Origin of the sequence: Streptomyces sp. NBC_01317 (assembly GCF_035961655.1) — a bacterium.
In the GTDB taxonomy this organism is placed as follows: domain Bacteria; phylum Actinomycetota; class Actinomycetes; order Streptomycetales; family Streptomycetaceae; genus Streptomyces.
On sequence record NZ_CP108393.1, the window covers coordinates 3930300 to 3948872 of the forward strand.

General features: G+C 69.4%; 10 protein-coding genes. 5 read left to right on the forward strand and 5 right to left on the reverse strand.

The annotated features are described in order from the left end of the window. Positions 1 to 3 precede the first annotated feature (3 nt). The 3 genes from OG349_RS16775 to OG349_RS16785 form a co-directional block, all read right to left on the reverse strand. Positions 4 to 480, reverse strand: coding sequence for an SAM-dependent methyltransferase (locus tag OG349_RS16775; protein ID WP_327235371.1), 477 nt, complete (start codon positions 478 to 480; stop codon positions 4 to 6). A 296-nt stretch (positions 481 to 776) separates the two neighbouring features. Beyond that, complete coding sequence (locus tag OG349_RS16780) at positions 777 to 1853, reverse strand: hypothetical protein (protein WP_327235372.1); 1077 nt, start codon at positions 1851 to 1853, stop codon at positions 777 to 779. Between the two features lie 551 nt (positions 1854 to 2404). Next, positions 2405 to 3616, reverse strand: coding sequence for a Shedu anti-phage system protein SduA domain-containing protein (locus OG349_RS16785; RefSeq protein ID WP_327235373.1), 1212 nt, complete (start codon positions 3614 to 3616; stop codon positions 2405 to 2407). A gap of 170 nt (positions 3617 to 3786) precedes the next feature. On the opposite strand from OG349_RS16785, the gene OG349_RS16790 reads away from it, so the two are divergent. Continuing rightward, positions 3787 to 4764, forward strand: coding sequence for a hypothetical protein (locus OG349_RS16790; protein ID WP_327235374.1), 978 nt, complete (start codon positions 3787 to 3789; stop codon positions 4762 to 4764). Between the two features lie 807 nt (positions 4765 to 5571). Here the strand turns inward: OG349_RS16790 and OG349_RS16795 are convergent. Next, complete coding sequence (locus tag OG349_RS16795; RefSeq protein ID WP_327235375.1) at positions 5572 to 6681, reverse strand: hypothetical protein; 1110 nt, start codon at positions 6679 to 6681, stop codon at positions 5572 to 5574. A gap of 700 nt (positions 6682 to 7381) precedes the next feature. Here OG349_RS16795 and OG349_RS16800 point away from each other — a divergent pair. From OG349_RS16800 to OG349_RS16815, 4 genes are read left to right on the forward strand one after another with little or no spacing between them, the layout of a single operon-like run. Then, the gene (locus OG349_RS16800) at positions 7382 to 9985 is read left to right on the forward strand and encodes a sensor histidine kinase (RefSeq protein WP_327235376.1); all 2604 of its coding nucleotides are present in this window, start codon (positions 7382 to 7384) and stop codon (positions 9983 to 9985) included. Then, positions 9982 to 10413, forward strand: a complete 432-nt coding sequence (locus tag OG349_RS16805) for a roadblock/LC7 domain-containing protein (protein WP_327235377.1) — start codon at positions 9982 to 9984, stop codon at positions 10411 to 10413. The genes OG349_RS16800 and OG349_RS16805 overlap by 4 nt, the downstream gene beginning before the upstream one ends. Further along, positions 10410 to 10808 (forward strand): DUF742 domain-containing protein, encoded by a 399-nt coding sequence (locus tag OG349_RS16810; protein ID WP_327235378.1) that lies wholly within the window; start codon positions 10410 to 10412, stop codon positions 10806 to 10808. The genes OG349_RS16805 and OG349_RS16810 overlap by 4 nt, the downstream gene beginning before the upstream one ends. After that, positions 10789 to 11448 (forward strand): GTP-binding protein, encoded by a 660-nt coding sequence (locus tag OG349_RS16815; protein ID WP_327235379.1) that lies wholly within the window; start codon positions 10789 to 10791, stop codon positions 11446 to 11448. Before OG349_RS16810 ends, OG349_RS16815 begins: the two co-directional genes overlap by 20 nt. Before the next feature lie 138 nt (positions 11449 to 11586). Here OG349_RS16815 and OG349_RS16820 read toward each other — a convergent pair whose 3' ends face one another. Beyond that, a complete protein-coding gene (locus OG349_RS16820) occupies positions 11587 to 18447 on the reverse strand; it encodes a glycoside hydrolase domain-containing protein (RefSeq protein ID WP_327235380.1) in 6861 nt (2286 codons plus the stop codon). Positions 18448 to 18573: the final 126 nt, after the last annotated feature.

Here is an 18573-nt window from a genome sequence, read left to right on the forward strand (position 1 = left end):
TTGTCAGTCCTGCGGGTCACCCCAGTAGTCCGCGAGCATCTCGCCCGGCCAGCCGGGTTCACATACCTCGCCCCGAGGGCCCAGCTCGCGGAAGTAGGGAGCGAGGTCGAAGACCGGGCTGCCGTCGATCGCGTCCAGGTCCGCGACGTGGAGGTCCAAGCCGTCGACCTTCAGCAGCCGGGGGAAGGACTGGGCCAGTTGGTTGGGCCGGCGGTGGTTGCGGTGGACGAACGTCCCGGTGGCCGGCCACTCCGGGTTGTTGCGGGGACTGCGGGCGTGGAGCGCCACGTCGTCGGGCGACGCCTTGTGGAAGTGCCAGACGATGACCAGGTGGGAGAACTCCTCCGGGCCCTGGACGACTTCCACGGCGAAGTCCGGGTTCAGGCGGATGATGGCCGTCCCGGTCCAGTGGTCGTCGGTGGGCTCGGTGCGTCCGCCGACCACGGTGGCGACGGGCTTGATCTCCAGCGACTCCGACATACGATCCGCACTCCCCTTCGCGACGACGGCGTGAATCTACTCGTGCGAGATAGGCGGCGGCCCGCGCGTCCAGCTGGGGTGCGGACCCTACGACGGAACTGCCGGATCGCGCCCTGTCGATCTCCGCAGTCCCTCAGTGTGCAGGCTGTTTTGTGGGCCGGCGATGCCTCTGCGAAGAAGAAGGTGCGGTGGGGTTCTCTGATCTCCTGGCTCGAGGCGGTGGACAGGTCGCGGGCCTGCTTGTGGAATCCGAGGTCTATGGCCGGTTGGGAAGCGCGGAGACATCGGCCCCGCGTTCACTGACGCAGTTCGGCTGCCGCGTAGCGCAACTGGAAGGTCAGGGCGTGGTCGCCGTGCAGCCAGTAAATCGTCATGGTGGAAAGGACACTCCTCTTGATCCACCGCGTCCGTGAGCCGACGGCTTCGTCCTGAGCCAAGATCCACGACTCGACCTGCTCAGGAAGGCTGAACGTCATGGCGTAGGCGTCCGGGTCCTCGGCCGAACGGACCTCCCACAGCGGATGCGAGGCACTCCGTCGGAGTCTGCGCAGGTGAACAGTGTGGGTGGGATGCTCACGGGCATAGTTCACGAAGTCGTAGAGCTTCTCCGAGGCCAGCCCCAGGACAAAGGGCGCGGAGGGGAAGGCGAGGACCAGGCCGAGCGTCTGGCGGCTGCTGAGCCTTTCGGCAAGGTGATCAAGGGGCCCGGCGGCGATCGGGTGCAGGAGGGGAGACTCCCCGTCGAAGAGCGGATACGCGTCCACGGTCCGGAGCAGTCGATCCCGTAGGTAGCCGCGTAGACGGTGGACCGGCGGCCGTGACCCCACCGGGAGCTCGTCGAGTGCCACGTGGACCAGCTTCGCCGTGGACGACACGAGGGTCCTCAACCCCTCGAAATCAGGCATGGAGAGGTCGACCAGAGATATCTGGTGGGCGAGCGCGTACTCCTGGGCATCCCGGCTGAAGCCGGAAGTGGAGAAGATGGCGTAGCTGTAGCGATAGCGCGTCCTGGGGCGGCTCGGTCCGACACCGCGAATCGACGTGACCACGTTCTCGTTGACGTCGTGCACCACTCCGTGCCCGTTGCGAACGGTCGGAAGCTTGACATTGCGACCCGTGAACTTCGCCTCGACGAATAGCCTGACGGGCAAAGAGAACGGAGGTACATAGCGGAACTGCCCGAGCGCGTCGGCTTGGTGCCAGGCTCCCCTCCCCCGAACGGCCAGCCCGTTGTTGCGCTGGGCGAGAACCCGCCGCTCGGGATCCTTCTCCTCTTCGTCCGCCGCTGAGAGCAGTTCGTAACCGCTGGACCGCAGAAGCCAGGCAAGAACCTCCTCCAGCAGGTACCCACGCAACACCGGCTCAGTAACCATGCCAAGACCTTAACGGCACTCTCAGCCACTGCGGCTTCCAGCCTTGTCACCCCGCACCGGCGCGGCTGGGAAGGCGGGGTGCGCACCGGTAGCGTGCCGGCGGTCCGGCAGGCGTATCGGCGTGTGCCGGAAACGGCGGCGCCGCCCAGAAGCCACAGCCGTTGGGCTCCGCCCGGTGACCGACGGTAATCGGCACACAGCGAACTTCCGCATCCATGTTGCACACGCCGTGCCGGCACCCGCCAATTCACTCTGGCAGCAGGACGTGCGGCTCGAACCCTCCGCATTCGAGAGCCTGGACGACATCTTCGGCACCCTGTAGGACGACTTCTGCGACGTCGACAACTGGCCGGAGGTCGTGTCCATCGCCGTAAGCCTCACGCACGTCATGGTCACGAACGTCCTGTGCGAAGTCGTCGCCCTCCACGAGGCAGGTAGAGCGGCGGCACATCACCGCTCACAGGCTGACCGCGACCGACCGATCCAGGACCGTCGCCCTAGCGAAATCCGCAGCCTATTTCTTCACCTTCGGCCAAGCTGTCACGAAGGAGCTAAGCCGCCGATGTGCTGCCAAGGGAACGTTCGGCGTTGTCGATCAACTCCTTGTAGGTGAGAACCTCGACGCGATTCACGTGAGTGTTGAGTGTGCGCAGCGCCTCGTTGATCGACTCCTCGGGTACGAGGGGCTGCACCAACGGGTGCCCGATCAGCACCATCGCGCTGGCTCGACGGGTTTCGATGCCGAGATCTTCGCGGAGCCGGTGGCGGTTCTCGTCCAAGCCGACCAGGTAGTTCACGGCCTGACCGACGGCGTCGTGTACTTGGGCCGTAGGAATCCATGATCCGCGGTGCTTCTTCACCAGAGGGCCGCTCAGGCTCATGGCTCGCTTCAACTCGACGACGTGCAAAGCCCCGTCATGGCGGATCAGAGGAAGATCGACCTCGTCCCCCGGAACCAGCCGCCGATGGATCGCCTCCCCCACGAACCGTCCGCCGAAGATCCAGTGCTGTCCTTCCAAGGCACGCTGAAGGGCGTGTTCGGATGCCGATGGATCCTCCACAACCGTACGGAGGGCCGCCAGGCCGCCCGATCGCCGGTGCAACTCAGCCGCGCGGAGAACCATCTGGCCTTCTGTATCTGCGGCAAGCAGAGCAATGGCCTCCGGCGAGGTGGTGATTCGGCGAGCAGCTTCTGCTGGATCCTCGATGTCCACCCGCTCCTGCAGGACACGTTGCAGCCACACCGCCAACTCCGCGCGCCCGCGAAGAAGGCGATACCGCCCCGGACGGTCCTCCGGCGCATCAAGAAACCGCGCGTCCTCTGAGAGCGAGAAGAGGTGGACGATCAGATCGTCCAGGCTGGCATCAGGATGCTCGTCAACGAACTCACGACCTGCCTCTGCAAGGTACTTGAGCTCGATCCCGAGCCCGTTTCCCGCATACTTCTGGAGCCTCTTGTTACGAACGCCATCCTGGAACAGGCGATGGCGCTCATGGAAGTCAGGTTGAAGGATCCGCCCCTCGGCATAGTCCAGTGAGTCCTGGACCAGCCGGACGACCTGCCATTCGCCAACGTCCGCCGCACGTCGACGGACCGTCTCCAACAGATGGATGAGGACCTTCCCGCCACGGCGATGCCCTCCTCGCCCACTGTTCATGTGCTCTCTTGCCGATACGAGAGCTCCCTTCACATCCGGATGAACGGCCTCATTCAGCACAAGCCCCAACTGCAAATCCAGGGAGAAGTCCGACCTCACGCTCATGCCACGAGTCTGACCGAGAGGTCTGACAACGGAAGCCCCGCCTCCCGATACGTGGATCATCCCGGATCGGCGAACACCGGCCAACAGCTTCGGTTACTTCGCCATCGCCACGGCGCATACAGGAGGGCAGGCACGCCACCAGGTACCAGGTATCACCGATCAGTGCCGGTGTGGAGGTCTCGCGCCCCGTCGCGGCGCCGTACGAGGTCGCCGCCCGGGCGGACGCCAATCGGGTGGCACTGACCTGGAAGGTCAACTCTGTGACGGGCGGGGCCTATTTCGGCTACCACGTCTACCGCTCCACGTCCCTGCCGGTGGACACCACCGGCGAGCCGGTGCGGTGCGACGCGCGGTCGACCACTCTCGCCGACGGCCAGAAGCAGTACAGCTGTACTGACACGACCACGGGCGCCGAGACCACTTACCACTACGTGGTGAAGGGCTACGACAACGGCGGCCGCGAGTCGGCCGCCTCCGGCACCGCGTCCGTCACCACGCTCGTCTCCGACCGCGACCTCACCCCGCCGGCCGCCGTCAGCGGAGTCACCGCCGAGGCGACCGAGTACGGCATCGCACTGAACTGGAAGGCGAACACCGAGTCCGACCTCGCGCGGTACGTGGTCTACGTCGGGACGGTACTGCGCGGGGACGACGGCGAGACCGTGTGCAGCGGCACGGAGTACGCCTACCTCGACACGTCCACGACGCACTACCTGTACTCGGCGAAGCCGAACGGCGGCGAGCACTGCTTCTGGATCGACGCCGTCGACACCAGCGGCAACTCGAACTACCGGTGGACCAAGGCGGCCGACGCCAGGATCGTCACCGCGCTGGACCTGACGCCGACCGTCCCTACTCCCCCGGGTTCACCCCTGTACCTGAACGCCCGGACGGGGACGCAGGGCGCGGTGGAGCTGTCCTGGAACGCGGTCGAGGGGGCGACAGGCTACCGCGTGTACCGCTGGGACCGGGCCGCGGCCCGGTACGAGCCGCTGACCGGCGCCGACCCGCATGCGTTCACTTCGTACACGGACACCACAGCGGCCTCCGGCACGACCCACTACTACTGGGTGACGGCTGTACTCGCCGATGGTACGGAGACCGCGCCCGGCGCGGACTGGGTACCGACGCCGCCGACGGCGGGCTGACGGTCCGGGGGTCTCGCGGGTGTGGTGGGGGCCGATACGGATTCCCGCCCCGGCGACTTCCGCGAGGCGGTGGGAGCGGCAACCCGCAGGGCTCATCGGCGTGATCGGTGAGCCCTGCAGCATGCGGGACGGGCCACCGATCCGGGTGACCGTGAGGAAGTCACCCGATCGTCATCACCGGGCTCCGACGAAGGACGACTACCGACGGCGGCATTCACCGCGATCTTCATCGTGCCGTCGGTGTACTGGTCCTCCCCCCAGTGAATCCCCCGTAGCCGGACCAAGCTGCGGCGCGATGGTGTTGACATCCGGGGCAACCGGGGCAACCGGGGCAACCGAAGGCGATCAAGCACCAGTGATTCCCAAGCTCGGAGCGCCCTGCGCACACCTCCCGATCGACCCTTGGCGAACGCTCCTTGCGCCCCGCGCTTGCCTCCGAGCGGCGCGCGAAAAGTTCCACGGCAATGCGGCGAAGACATACATTGCGGACCTGGAGCATGTGGAGGATGCAGCCGTAGCACTCCGCGGTTCGGGAAGCGCCCGTCTTCTGTGCCACCGGCGGCGTCGGCGTCGGGGTCGGCGTCGTCCATGGGATGCGGTGTGGCGGATCCGCCGACATCGACTGCGGGTGGTGAGACCGGTCCCGCCCACCGGCAGGCCACGGGTACCGTCCGGCCGCCGACGTCCGGGCCCAGGTCGGTGACCTGGGCCCTTTCGCTGTACGGATGCCTCGGATTCCTGGGGGTCTCCGGCGTGCCGCGGAGCGTGCCGTTGTGGTGATGTGCTCCGCGGCAGCCGGGTCTCAGGTCAGAAAGCCGAGGTGTAGGCGGCGAAGAACGGGGCCTTCACCGGGGCACCCCCTGGGGCGAAGCACGTGACGTAGAGCCGGGCCGAGCCGCTGGTCCTGGACCAGGGCATCTGTAGGCCGCAGTACGCGGGGCCGCTGCCGTAGGCGGTGACCTGGGCGGTGTCCGAGGGGACCGCCACCGACGGCATGGTGACCGTGAAGGGGGCTCCCGAGCCGCCGAGGGTGTTGGTGGCTCCGCTGGAGTTGTAGTTGGTCAGGGGAGGCAGCGATCCGTTGTACCAGAGGTATCCGAAGGACCTCGGCGGAAAGGCCGGGCCGTGGACCGCTCGCAGGTACGAGTAGCTCAAGGTCCACTCGGTGTCGTACGGGGCGTTGGACGCGTCGTAGCAGGCGACCAGGACGGTCTGACCCGCCGTGCCCGGTGCCCAGTCGGACACCTTGCATCGCGCACCCTGTAGCGCGTCGACCGCGGTCACCTGAAGGTCGCCGGCGTTGGTGGACAGCCCGAGACCGGGGAGCCACGCCTTCCAGATGCCGGTCGAGCCCTTGCTCACCGCGTTGGTGGCACCCGTGGAGTTGTACTGGGTGAGAACCGTGCCGGCGCTGTCCGAGTTGATGTAGCCGTACGAGCCCGAGGGCGCGGCGGGCAGTCCGCTGCTGCTCGTGTAGAGCACCGTGAAGGTGGAGTTGGCGGGTGCGCCGCTGGGCAGGTAGCAGCTCACGTAGACGTCCTGACCGGACCCGACGGTCTTCCAGTCGGCGATCTGGCACCACTGGGGGCCGCTGTTCACCGCGGTGGCGTGGGCGATCCCGCCCGGACCGCCGATCAGCGGGAAGTGCACCACGTACGAACCGAGGCCGATCTGGTCCACCTTGACGGGGTTGGTGGACGGGGAGGTCCAACTGCCCCACTGCCGGGAGGGATCGGGTACGTAGCCGGGAGGCGGGGTCGCGTTGTCCAGATACGCGAATCCCCAGCGGTCGGGTACGGCGGCCTGGGCGGGGCCGGCAGCGGGAAGGGCCGCGGCCAGCAGAGCGGCCAGCATGCCTAAGACGAGCAGTACGGCCCGGACGGGTCTGATGGGCAGATCTGCGGTGCGGACGTGCATGGGCGTGCCTCCTGTTGATGAGTGCTGCCTGCGCGATCCGGTGCTTGAGCCTGCGCTTGAGACTGTGCATGAGAGTGCGCTTGAGACTGCGCTTGGATGCGAACGCCCCACGGCGTGCCGTGGGTTCGGAATCCGTTGCTCACTGTCCCAGAAGTACGGCCCGGCACAACGCTGTCGCCCAGCCGTTCCGGTACTCGCCGCATATGCCACTGGGGCCCCGAGGCCCACTCCGTTCCGTCGGCCCGCAGCGTGGGTCAGCCGTTCCGGCCGCTGCGTTGTCATCTGTCCTCTCTTCCTGCCGCTTCCACCCCACCCCCCTCCACGGGCACCACGGCCGGGATTGTCCGGAACACGCTGGACACATGACCAACCACCCGGCGGGCTCGCGGAGATGGTCCGTGGAAGACCGGATGCGCCGGGTGTGGCCCAGGGGCTTACGAGGTTCGTTGTGTGTGGCTACTATCAGCCACCAGTCGCCGGACTTTGGCGATTTTTCCTCATAGAGGCACCGAACGGTGAGGGGAGCATCCCTAAAGTGACCGGATTGGGTAGGTTCGGGGGCCGACGGACCCGAAGCGCGGCCGTCGGGAACCAGCCATCGGATGCTGCTGCTCCGACGTCAACCAACGTTGTCGCGGCACTGGTTGGGTCAAGGGGCAGCTCCCGTCGACTGCCCCTGCGTACCGTTCTGATCATCCTCGTGGTCGTACCGAGCCTCGCGCTCGCGCCCCTGTGGGGCCTGAGCACGTATCAGCTCGCCACCCGCTGGCAGTCGGAGAAGTCCCAGACCGACCTGACCGCCTCGTTGAACCGGCCGGCGGCCGTCCTCTTCCGGTCCCTCCAGGAGGAGCGGCGGCTCACCGCGGAAGCGCTGGCCGACCCCGGCGCCACCACCCGGGGCAAGCTGGTCGCCGCGCGCACGGCGACCGACAAGGCGGTGACCGGCTTCCGTCCCGTCGCGGCCGAGAGCACCTCGCACGGGCAGCAGGGGCTCGGCAAGGCTCTCGCCGACACCGTGCGCGATCTCGACGAACTCTCCGTGCGGCGCCAGGCGGTGGACACCCGGTCGGCCGGCCAGAAGGCGGCGTTCACCTACTACAGCGGCACCGTCGACTCGCTGATCAGCGTCTTCACCGCGCTGGGCCGCAGCAGCAACGCCGGTGTGACCTTGCTGGCGCACACCATGGTCGACCTCTACAGCGCCATCGACATGCTCGGGCGCGAGAACTCCCTGCTCGGCAGGAACTGGAAGAGCGGGTATCTGACGATCGAGGAATACAACGTGTTCGTCGATGCCGTCGGCGCTCAGGACTACCTGCTCCAGCGGGTCGCCCTCAGCCTCACCGGGGCCGAACGCGACACGTACAAAAAGCTGACGGCCGCCAAGTCCTGGGCGACCCAGCAGAACCTGGAGGGGCAGATCGTCGAGGCCGGTCCCCACCACACGCAGGGCGAGTTGGTGCTCGGCGAGATCCACACCCGGTGGCGCGACTCGGTGGACGCCAACTCCCCGCAGCTGCTGAATCTGGCCCTGGTCCGGGCCGCGAACCTCAACAAGGTCTCCGCCGACAGCGTCAGCCAGCTCCAGCGGACCCTCGTCATCATCAGCGCCGCCGGGCTGCTGGCCGTGATCCTGGTCATCCTCACCAGCTGGCGCCTCACCGTCACCCTGCGCCGGCGCATCTACGCCCTGCGCGAGGAAGCCGTGGAACTCCAGCAGCGGCTGCCCGACGTGGTGACCCGGCTGGAGCGCGGCGAGAACGTCGACGTGGACCGCGAGGTACGGCTGGTCGAGCCCACCCCCGACGAGCTCGGCGAGCTCGGGCGGGCCCTGAACGCGGCCAGCCGCAGCGCCGTGTCCACCGCCGTACGGCAGGCCGAACAGCACCGCGGCTTCGAGCGCCTCCTCCAGCGGATCGCCCGCCGCACCCAGATCCTCATCGGCCTCCAGCTGCGCAAGCTGGACGAGCTGGAACGTACACACGACGACCCGGACGTACTGAACGGCCTGTTCGACCTGGACCACCTCACCGCCCGGCTGCGCCGCTACGAGGAGAACCTGGTCATCCTCGGCGGCGGCCAGCCGCAGCGCCGCTGGCACAAGCCGGTCCAGCTGCTCGACGTGCTGCGCGCCGCGCAGGGCGAGGTGCAGGACTACCGCCGGATCACGATCGACGTCGAGGACCAGCCCTGGGTGCACCAGCGGGCGGTGGGTCCGCTGGTGCACATACTGGCGGAGCTGATGGAGAACGCCGCCGCCTTCTCCAAGCCGCCGAATCCGGTCGAGGTACGGGCCGCGCTGGTCAGCCGGGGCCTCGCGGTCGAGATCGAGGACCGCGGCCTGGGCATGGAGCCCGAGCAGTACGCCGCCGCCAACGCGCTGATGGAGGCGCCGCCGCAGCTCGACGTGATGGCCCAGGCCGATGACGTACGGCTCGGTCTGTACGTGGTCGCCCGGCTGTCGGCGGGTCTGGGCCTGCGGGTGGAGCTGCGGCCGTCGGCCTTCGGCGGAACCCGGGTGATCGTACTGCTGCCGCAACAGATGGTGGTCGAGCCGCCCGGCGAGGCGCCCCGGCAGCCGGCCGTACTCGCCCCGGAGGTCCCGACGTACCCGCCCGGTCCGAGGCGGCACCCGCACGGCGCCGCCTTCGGTCCGCGGACGTCGCACGAGGACGGGCAGTTGCCCTTCCGCGCCAGGGGACACGCGATGGCGAACGTCACCGCGGCCGGTCTCTGGCCGCCGGACGACATCGGGGCGTCTCCCCCGGCCCCTCCGGCCCCACCGCCCCCGCCGGCCGAAGTGAGGCCGCTGCCCCAGCGGGTCCGCCAGGCCAGCCTGGCGCCCGAACTCCAGATCCCGGCGGAACCGGAGGCGCTGGACGAGCCGGACCTCTGGACGGTCCCCGAACGGCCCGGCCGGTCCGGGGCCACGATCGGCGCGTTCCAGCGGCAGTCCCGGCTGGCCCGGAGCGGAGACGACTCGGACGTCGGCGCCGCGGGCGGTTTCGGCACCGGTCCCGGCGGCACCGGCGGGGGCGTCAACGGGTCCTTCGACAGGGCCTTCGAGGACGCTCCCGGTGCCGGGGGCGGTTACGCCACCGGCTACGACGCCGGCTACGACACCGGACACACCAACGGCTACGGCTACGGCTACGACTCCGGCCGCGGCGACGACAACGGCAACGGCAACGGCGATGTCAACGGTTACGGCTACGGCAATGGCAACGACAACGGTGACGGCTACGGTGAACGGCCTCCCGCGTCCAACTGGCCTGGCTCTCCTAGGACGGATGATCGAGAATGACGCAGCGAACGACGGCCACCGATGTGGATCTGGACTGGCTTCTGGACGGCCTGGTCGACCAGGTCACGGGCACCCGGCACGCCATCGTGCTCTCGGACGACGGCCTGGTGATGAGCCGTTCGCGGACCATCGACCGCTCGGACGCCGAGCGGCTCGCCGCGATCGCCACCGGCCAGCAGAGCCTCGCCCGCGGCACCGGGCAGCTCTTCGGCGGCGGCCCGGTGCATCAGGTCATCGTCGAGATGGCCGACCTGTGGCTGTTCGTGATCTCCGCCGGCCGCGGTACGCACCTGGCGGTGATCGCCTCCCAGGAGGTCGACGCCGAGCTGATGAGCGTCGCGATGCACACCCTGGTCCAGCAGGTCGGCCAGCGGCTGGGCACCGACGCGCGAACTCCGCCGTCCGATGACGCCGGGAGAGCCGGATGACGCACTGGACCGAGGGGTTCGACGACGATGACGCCGACGAGCAACTGGTCCGCCCGTACACGATCACCAGCGGTCGCACCACCCCCGAGCGGGCGGATCTGACACTGATCACCCTGTTGACGACGGTGCCCGAGACCACCACGCGAGCGGCGCTCTCGGTGCGCAGGATGCAGCCGGAGCACCGCACGATCCTCGCGACGTGCCGGAATCCCAAGGCGGTGGTGGAAGTCGCCGCCGAACTGGGCCTCCCGGTGTCGCTGGCCAAGATCCTCATCGGCGATCTGGTCGACTCCGGGCAGATGTGGGCCCGTTCGCCACGGCCGTTCACCCGGGCGGGCGGCCTTCCCGACATGACTATCCTTGAGGCGGTGAGAGATGGACTACGCCAGCTCTGAGCACGCGTCCGACCACAGGTCCGGCCATGGTTCCGGCCGCGTTCCAGGCCGCGCTTCGGACCCGGCGGCAGGCGGTACGGACACCGCTCCCCTGGCGGTGAAGATCCTGGTCGCCGGCGGATTCGGCGTCGGGAAGACGACTCTGGTCGCCTCGGTGAGCGAGGTCGCCCCGCTGCGCACCGAGGAGTACCTGACCCGGGCCAGCGTCGGCGTGGACGACCTGGACGGTCTGAACAGCAAGTTCACCACCACCGTCGCACTGGACTTCGGGCGGATCACCATCAGCGACGACCTCGTGGTCTACCTGTTCGGCACCCCCGGGCAGGAACGCTTCTGGTTCATGTGGAACGACCTGGTCAACGGGGCGATGGGCGCGGTGGTCCTGGTCGACACCCGGCGGCTGGAGGTGAGCTTCGCCTCGATCGACTTCTTCGAGAGCCGCGGCATCCCCTTCGTCGTCGGCATCAACTGCTTCCACGGGGTACGGGACCGGACCGTGGAGGAGATCCGCGGGGCGCTCGCCCTGGACCCCCAGGTGCCGCTGGTGCTCTGCGACGCCCGCGACCGGGCGGCCGGCCGCGATGTGCTGCTGGCGCTCGTCGATCACCTGATGGCCAGTCAGCCGACGTCCTCCGTCTAGGAATCGGGGAGGCGACGCTGACGGACCGCCGGGCCGTCATGCCGACGGCCCCTCCAGGCGAACACCAGGGGTTCGCCCGGAGGGGCCGGCCGCCGTCGGCGGTGCGCCTCCCGAGGATCAGCGGGATCCTGCCGCGGCCTACCGGTCGCCGCGGTCCGTGGGCCGGAAGCCGACCGTGTAGATCCGGGTGACCGAACCGTTGGCCGAGGTCACCTTGACCGTACGGGTGGTGAGACGGGAGCCGGTCGACGAGAGGACCGAACCGCCGTCACTGACCTTCACCCGCGCGCCGGAGTGGGCCGGTACGGCGGAGACGGCCGGGATCCTCTCGTTCTTCGGCCAGTCGACCACGTACGTGGACACCTCCGGGTCGAAGCCGTCGAGCGCGGCGCCCCCGGCCTTGATCGCCCTCGCGTCGGCGACACTCGCCTTCGTGGCGTCCGGGAAGTTGGTGACGGTGACGGACCCGTCGGTGCCGACCTTCACGCGCGCCGTCATCGCCGCCGCCAGGTTGATCCGCTCCCAGCTCGCTCCACCGTCCCCTGTGAGGTCGAGCGGGTACCCGGAGTCCGTCGCGGTCTGCTCCAGGATCTGCGTGCGCTGCCCGGTGGTGAGGTCCGGGAACGCGGTGATCAGCAGGGCCGCCGCGTCGGACGGTGTCCTCAGGGCCTGCCCGGCCTTCCCCACCCGGGAGAACCCGTACGTCAGGCGCCGCGTGTACAGGTCGACGTGCTGCGCCCTGCTCAGACCGCCGTACGAGTCGCCCGCGCAGGCCGCGAGCGTGTCGCCGTACCCCTCCTTCTCGCACCGCGCGAGCAGCACGTTCTCCATCTCGGTGTGCGCCTGGGTCAGCAGCTTCGCGAAGTCGGGATCCGCCCAGCGGTGCGCGACGGTGGCCTGTCCCGCGATACGGCCGCCCATGACGTCGAGCGGGTAGTGGAACCCGAGGACGACGCGGTTGTCCCCATACTCCGAGGTGCGCGCGAGGATCGACGGTGCCAGCTCCGGCAGGAGGGTGGCGAGGACGGTTCCGGCTTCGTAGCCGCTGTAGGTGTGGCCGCTCGGGTACGAGCCGCTGGTGGCGAGGCTGCCGTACGAGCCGTCCCGCGACTCGTAGATGTCGCCGCCGTCGCCCACGAACCCGAGTCGTACGTACGGGCGTTGGTAGGCGTAGTGGTTCTTCGCCGCGTCGACCTTGTCCAGGTTCTTCGTGACGCGGGAGAAGAGGGCGCTGGTCTTGGGCAGTTGACCGCCGCTCAGGGCGTCCTGGTAGATAGGACCGAGCCGGGAGCCGAGGCCGTCGGCCATCGTGACGGTGGGACTGTTCGCCGCGTCGACCTCGGCGCGGTCCACCTCCTTCTGTGTCGCCGCGTTGTTGATACGTACGGCGATCTCGTCGTTCTCGGCGGTGAGCGCGGTGCCGTGGGGCACCTCGGTGTTGGCGCCGAGGATGTCGGAGGTGAGGTCGTCGATGCCGTTGAGCAGGGCGTTGAAGTAGTCCGTGCCGTCGCCGGCTCCCGGCCACTTGTCCGACGTGTAGGTCGCGTTCAGCGTGTCGTCCGGGAAGGGGGACGGCTCGTACGCGGGGTCGGAGACGGCGGCCGGAGCGGTCGCCTGAGCCGTCGCGCCGGAGTCGTCCGAGGTGCCGGCCAGGGTGACCGCCGTCACGGTGGCCGTGTGCGGCCCGGCCCTGCCCGTGGTCGTGAGCAGGGCCGTGCCGGTGGTGGCGGGCACGTGCGCGGTGGTCCCGTCGCCGAGGGCCACGGTGTAGCCGACGACCGGGAATCCGCCGTCGCCGGCCGCCCGCCAGGTCACCCGGACCTGGTGGCCCTCGGTGATCACGCCCTGCACGGCCGGCTTCTGCGGCTTGCCGCCGCCGGTCACCACGGGTGCCGTGGCGGGGCTCAGGTGCGAGGCGCCGAACCTGTTCACCGCCCGGACGCGTGCCGTGTAGGACCGGCCCGCCCGCAGCCGGGTGAACGTCGTGCTGCGGCTGTCCGGATCGTGGATCCCGACCTGGTGGCCGTCATCCAGGGTGACCTCGTAGCCGGTGACCGGTGAACCGCCGGTGTCCTTGGGCGCGGACCAGGCGACGGTCACGCTGGAGCCGGCCGACGCCGCCGACACCGCGTCAGGTGAGGCGGGCGCCGACGTGGGCTTCGTCCTGAGCGCGGACCTCGCGTGATCGAGGGCGTTGTACCGGGCGGTGAGGGTGGCGTCCGTGGCCGTGGTGTCCGCGACGGCGGTCCTCGCCTCGGCGAGTGCCGTGGTGAACGCCTTCCACGACGCGTCCGTGTAGCGCTCGTTGGTGAGAACCGACGCGGTCGTGACCAGGTCCTCCAGCCGCAGCCTCGGCAGCGGGACCAACTGGGTCGCGGCCAGGGTGAGACGGCGGGTCTGTGCGTCGACTTCGAGCTGTGTCGTGTCGTCGGCGTCCAAGAGGGCGCGCGCCGAGGCGAGTTCGCGAACGTACACACCGAAGTCGATCGTGTTGTAGCGCCCCGCGTCGCCGGAGACTCCCTCGTACTGGTCGATCGCCTTCCGCAGGGCGGACTTGTCCGTGACGGCGGGCGTGTCGACGTGGTCGAAGGTGATACGGGCCAGATTCGCGACGTACGGGTGGCCGGCGTCCGGGTGTGTCGTCAGCCGCAGGTGGACCGCGTGCTTGCCGGTGATCGCCTTGGGCAGCACCAGAGTTGTCGTCCCTCCTGCCGACCACGCGCTGCCCGTGACCGGCAGCGGTACGGTCGCGTACGGCGTGCCGGGGTCGGCCGCGTCGAAGGAGTCCAGGTAGAGCTGGACAGCGGAACCGGTGCCGCAGCGGGCGGAGTTGTTGGCGTAGGTGAGTGTGACGGTGCTCTTGGGCGAGCTGCCGAAGTCGATCTCCCCGTAGTCGAGCCAGGCCCCGTCGTACGTACCGCCGAGGTCGGTGGTGGAACCGGAGCCGGTCCAGCCGACCGGCTCGCTCTTGAGCCCGCCGCCGCTGTGCGAGCGGAACGCGGTGGCGTCGAAGCCCACGGGGGCGCCGGCCTCCCGCGTCAGGGTCAGCGAGTAGACGTTGCCCACGTAGGGCTGGGCGTCCGTCTGCGTACTGGAGAGGAAGGCGGCGTACACGTCCTGGACGCCGGTGAGGACGGCCGGGTCGAGCCGCACGCTCGTGGTCGCGACGGTCCCCCAGCCCGAACCGCTGTAGTCGAGGGGGATGTCGACGCTCTTCGGGCCGTCCTTCGAGCCGAGGCGCAGTTCGATGTGCGAGTCCGACGCCGCGCGCGACTGCGGCTTGTCATAGCGGACGGTGACGGTGTCCGCGCCGTCGCCGAGGTCGGTGTCCTTCCACTGCGCCCACGCGCCGTTCGTCACGTTCTCGAAGAGGCCGTTCGAGAGGTTGAGCGGGAGCGAACCGCCGCCGGTCGTGGTGGTGTTGGCCGTGGTCAGCGTGGCGAGCGTGGTCGTGGGCGACGCGGAGACCTCGTACGGCGAGAACTGGTGCCAGTCGAAGTTCGACACCCACTGCTGGCCGGCCGGGGCGTGGAACACGAACGTCGCGCTCTCCGCGTCCAGCAGGGCGTCCGGGTCGGTGACGGCCGCCCGCACCGTGCTGTAGTACTGCCAGCCGCCGGTCCCGGGCAGCTGGACGGTGGCGATGACCGGGCCGTCGGCGGCGCCGGCGTGGATGTCGACGCTGCTCGGCTTCGCGTCCACCGCCTGCGAGTTGGCGTAGCGGACCGAGACGCTCTGCGGGGCGACCCCGCCGAAGTCCAGCTGGGTGAACCGCTCCCACGATCCCTCGGTGACGCCGCCGAGGTTGCCGTCCGAGTTGTTCCGCTCGCTGACGAGGCTGGGGCCCTCCTTCTGGTCGGGGTCCTCGGCCTGGAGGACGGCGTAGCCGCCCTCGTCGAGGGTGAGCGCGTCGATGGCGGAGTGCAGCGCGTCGTCCGCGGCCATGAGCGTGCCGGTCGCGGACGTGGTGTCCGCGAGGACGGTCCGCGCGCGTTCGAGCGCCGAACGGAACAGGCTCCAGGAGCCGTCGGAGTAGGTGCCGGCGCGCACCAGGGACGCCTGGCCGACGAGTGCGCCGAGGGCCTTGCGCGGCACGGCGGCGGCGGAGATGACGAGCGGGTCGGTCGGGGAGATCCCGGTGCCGCTCACCGTCGAGGCCCGTACGCCGTGGGCGAAGGCCTTGTCCTGGAACGTGATGCCGAAGCGCGCGTCGACCTTCGTAGTCCCGGTGAGCGACAGCGTCGCCGTGCGCGAGCCGCTGACGCGGAGGTCCGCCGTGACACCGCCCGGCAGGCCGGTCACGGTCGCCGCCCCGGTCCTGGTGAGACTGGTCCCCTTGCGGGCGGCGAACGACGCGGGGCCGTCCAGGGTCAGCTTCACGCTGCCGTCGACGGTGCCGTCCGCGGTCGTGTCGACGGTGCCGGGGCGGGCGGAGAGGACGGTGTCGCCCTTGCCCGTTCCCGTACCGCCGTGGCCCGAACCGCCGTCACCCGTACCGCCGTTGCCCGAGTCGCTGTTCAGCGAGTACGCGGGCTCCGTGCGGGCGCCCCACTGGGAGGGCTTGGAGCCCATGGTGAAGTCCAGCGTGCCGCCGGAGATGATCTGGGAGTAGTCGAGCCACGTGTTGCTGAACCGCTTGCCGTTGAGGGTCGCGCTCTGCACGTAGTAGTTGCTCGGCGAGACGCCGTCGGCCTTCACCGTGAACCGGGTGCCGTTGGCGTACGTGATGGTCGTGGAGTCGAAGAACGGGCTGCCGATCTGGAACTGGCTGGAACCGGCCGTCACCGGGAAGAGGCCCAGGGCGGCCCCGACAAACATGGTCGACATGGTGCCCGCGTCGTTGTCCATGGTCGGCAGGAAGCCGTTCGGGGACAGCTTGTAGACCTGGGTCCTGACCGGCGGCGTGAACTGGCCGCCGGAGCTGGGCGCCTCGTTCGTGGAGCCCGTCGCGATGTAGCGGTTCCACGTCGTGCCGGTGTAGATGGCCCGTACCCACTTCTGCGTCAGGCTCGGCTCGCCGACGTAGTTGAAGAGGTACGGCGCCTGGAGGTCGATCTCGTTCGCGTTGGAGTGCAGCATGGTCGAGCCGTCGTCGGCGGTGGAGTCCTCGCCGAACATGTGACGGACGGCGGCCTTCCCGGCCTTCGGCCCGCCCATGGCCTCGATAAGGCCGCCCATGTCGTACGCGTCGTACCAGTGGTACTGCCACAGCGTGCCCTGGTAGAGGCCGGCCGCCTCGAACTTCTCGTAGTCGGCGCTCTGCCAGTCACCGCCCTCGGCGCGCGGGGTGAGCAGACCGACCCCGGTGCCGTCGGCCGCGGTCCAGGCGCCGGACTTCACGAGGTTGTCGATCGCCATGGTCGACTGGGTACGCAGCTTCTTCGCGTCCGACTTCTTGCCGAGCGCGTCGGCGACGACGGAGAGCGCCCACTGGTCGTAGCCGCGCTGGACGGTCGTACCGGGATCTCCGGTGACGTACCCCTGGCGCAGCTGCGCCCCCGTGTAGAAGCCGGAGTACGAGAGCAGCGCCGGGTACGCCTCGTCCAGCCGGTCGAAGTTCTTGAAGCCCTTCGACAGCGCGTCGGCGACCAGCACGGCCGAGCGCTCCCAGCGCACGGTCGGGACCGAGTGGGTGAGGCTGCCGAGGCTCTTGCCCGAGGTGCGGGCGTCGGCGAAGAGCACGATGAGCGACTGGACCATGTCCCGGTAGGTGGACGGGTCGATGTACGCCTCGACGGAGTACTTGCGGAAGTCGTCCCAGGTGGACCAGCCGTCGTAGTACGTGAAGCCGTTCGCCGTGTGCACGGCTCCGTCGGCGCCGCGGTACGTACCGCTGGTGCTGGTGGCGTTCACCGGCAGCGCGTACATGCGGTACAGGTGCGTGTAGAACTCCTTGGTGAGCGTCGACCCGGGGTCGGACGTCGCCGAGGAGCGGACGGCGACGGCGCCGAGCGCGCTGTTCCACTCCGCCTTCGTCCGGGCGCGCGCCTGGTCGAAGGTGAGGCCGCCCACCTCGTTGCGCTGGTCGGTCGCGGCCTGTTCCGCGCTGATCGGCGACAGCGTGACGCGCAGTTCGATGTGGTCCCCGGCCGACTTGTCGAACCCGAGGACGGCGCCGGTGTCGGAGCCGTCGCGCGTGGTCGTGTCGCTCAGCCTGCCGTCGTTGCCCCAGGTCTTCAGCGAGGTCACGGGGACGTTGGTGGTGGCGCTGTAGTAGAGCTGGTACGAGGCGCCGTTGAACGATCCCGCGACGAGGCCGGTGATCGAGGTCGTCCCGTCCGGGAGCGTCGTCGCCTTCAAGGTCGAGCGGGTGCGGCTGGTGAAGTTGTTCGCCAGGTCGAGGACCAGCTCGGGCTCCGCCCCGGCGGGGAAGCTGTAGCGCTGGAGCGCGGTACGCGTCGTCGCGGCCATCTCGGCCTTGATGGTGCCGGCGTCCTGCTTCACCGACGAGCCGGTTCCGGAGATGCTCCCGAGGCCCACCTGGTAGGAGCCGGGCGTCGCGGTCTCGTCGTCGTGGCTGTACGGGTGGGCGTACGTGCCGGCGGCGGGCCGGCTGTCGTACCGCACGGAGGTCGGCACGACGAGCAGGTCGCCGCCGCCTCCCGAGCCGCCGACGCCGTCGAGGTTCGTCGCGGTGAACCCGGCGATGTGGTCCTCGTTGTAGTCGTACCCGGTGTGGTTGCGGTTCGGCGTGGTCAGCGGGTTGACCTTGGCCAGACCGTGCGGCGCCTGGGCGCCCGGCAGGTCGTTGCCGTCGTCGCCGGCGGTCGACACGAACGGGTCGACGAGCTTCGTGTAGTCCGTACCGCCGGATGTCCCCGCGGACGCGGTGGCGACGGGCACCGCGGCGGCCACGCCGGCACCGGCACCGGCCAGCGCGCCGAGGCCGAGCACACCGGTGAGCAGCAGGGCGACCGGCGCGCGCAGGGGTCGATGACGTCGGCGGGCGGTCCGCGGAAGGACCGCTCCGGGCAGGGGGGATTGGGATGTGATGGGCACGTAACCTCTCCAGCGTCGCGATAGGCCCGCACAGTCCGGCAGAGAGAGGAAGACAACGTTGTCAGACTCAAGCCGGAGCGCGCGAAACGAGACAGCGCTGCACGCAACGGGATTGCACCCGTTGCG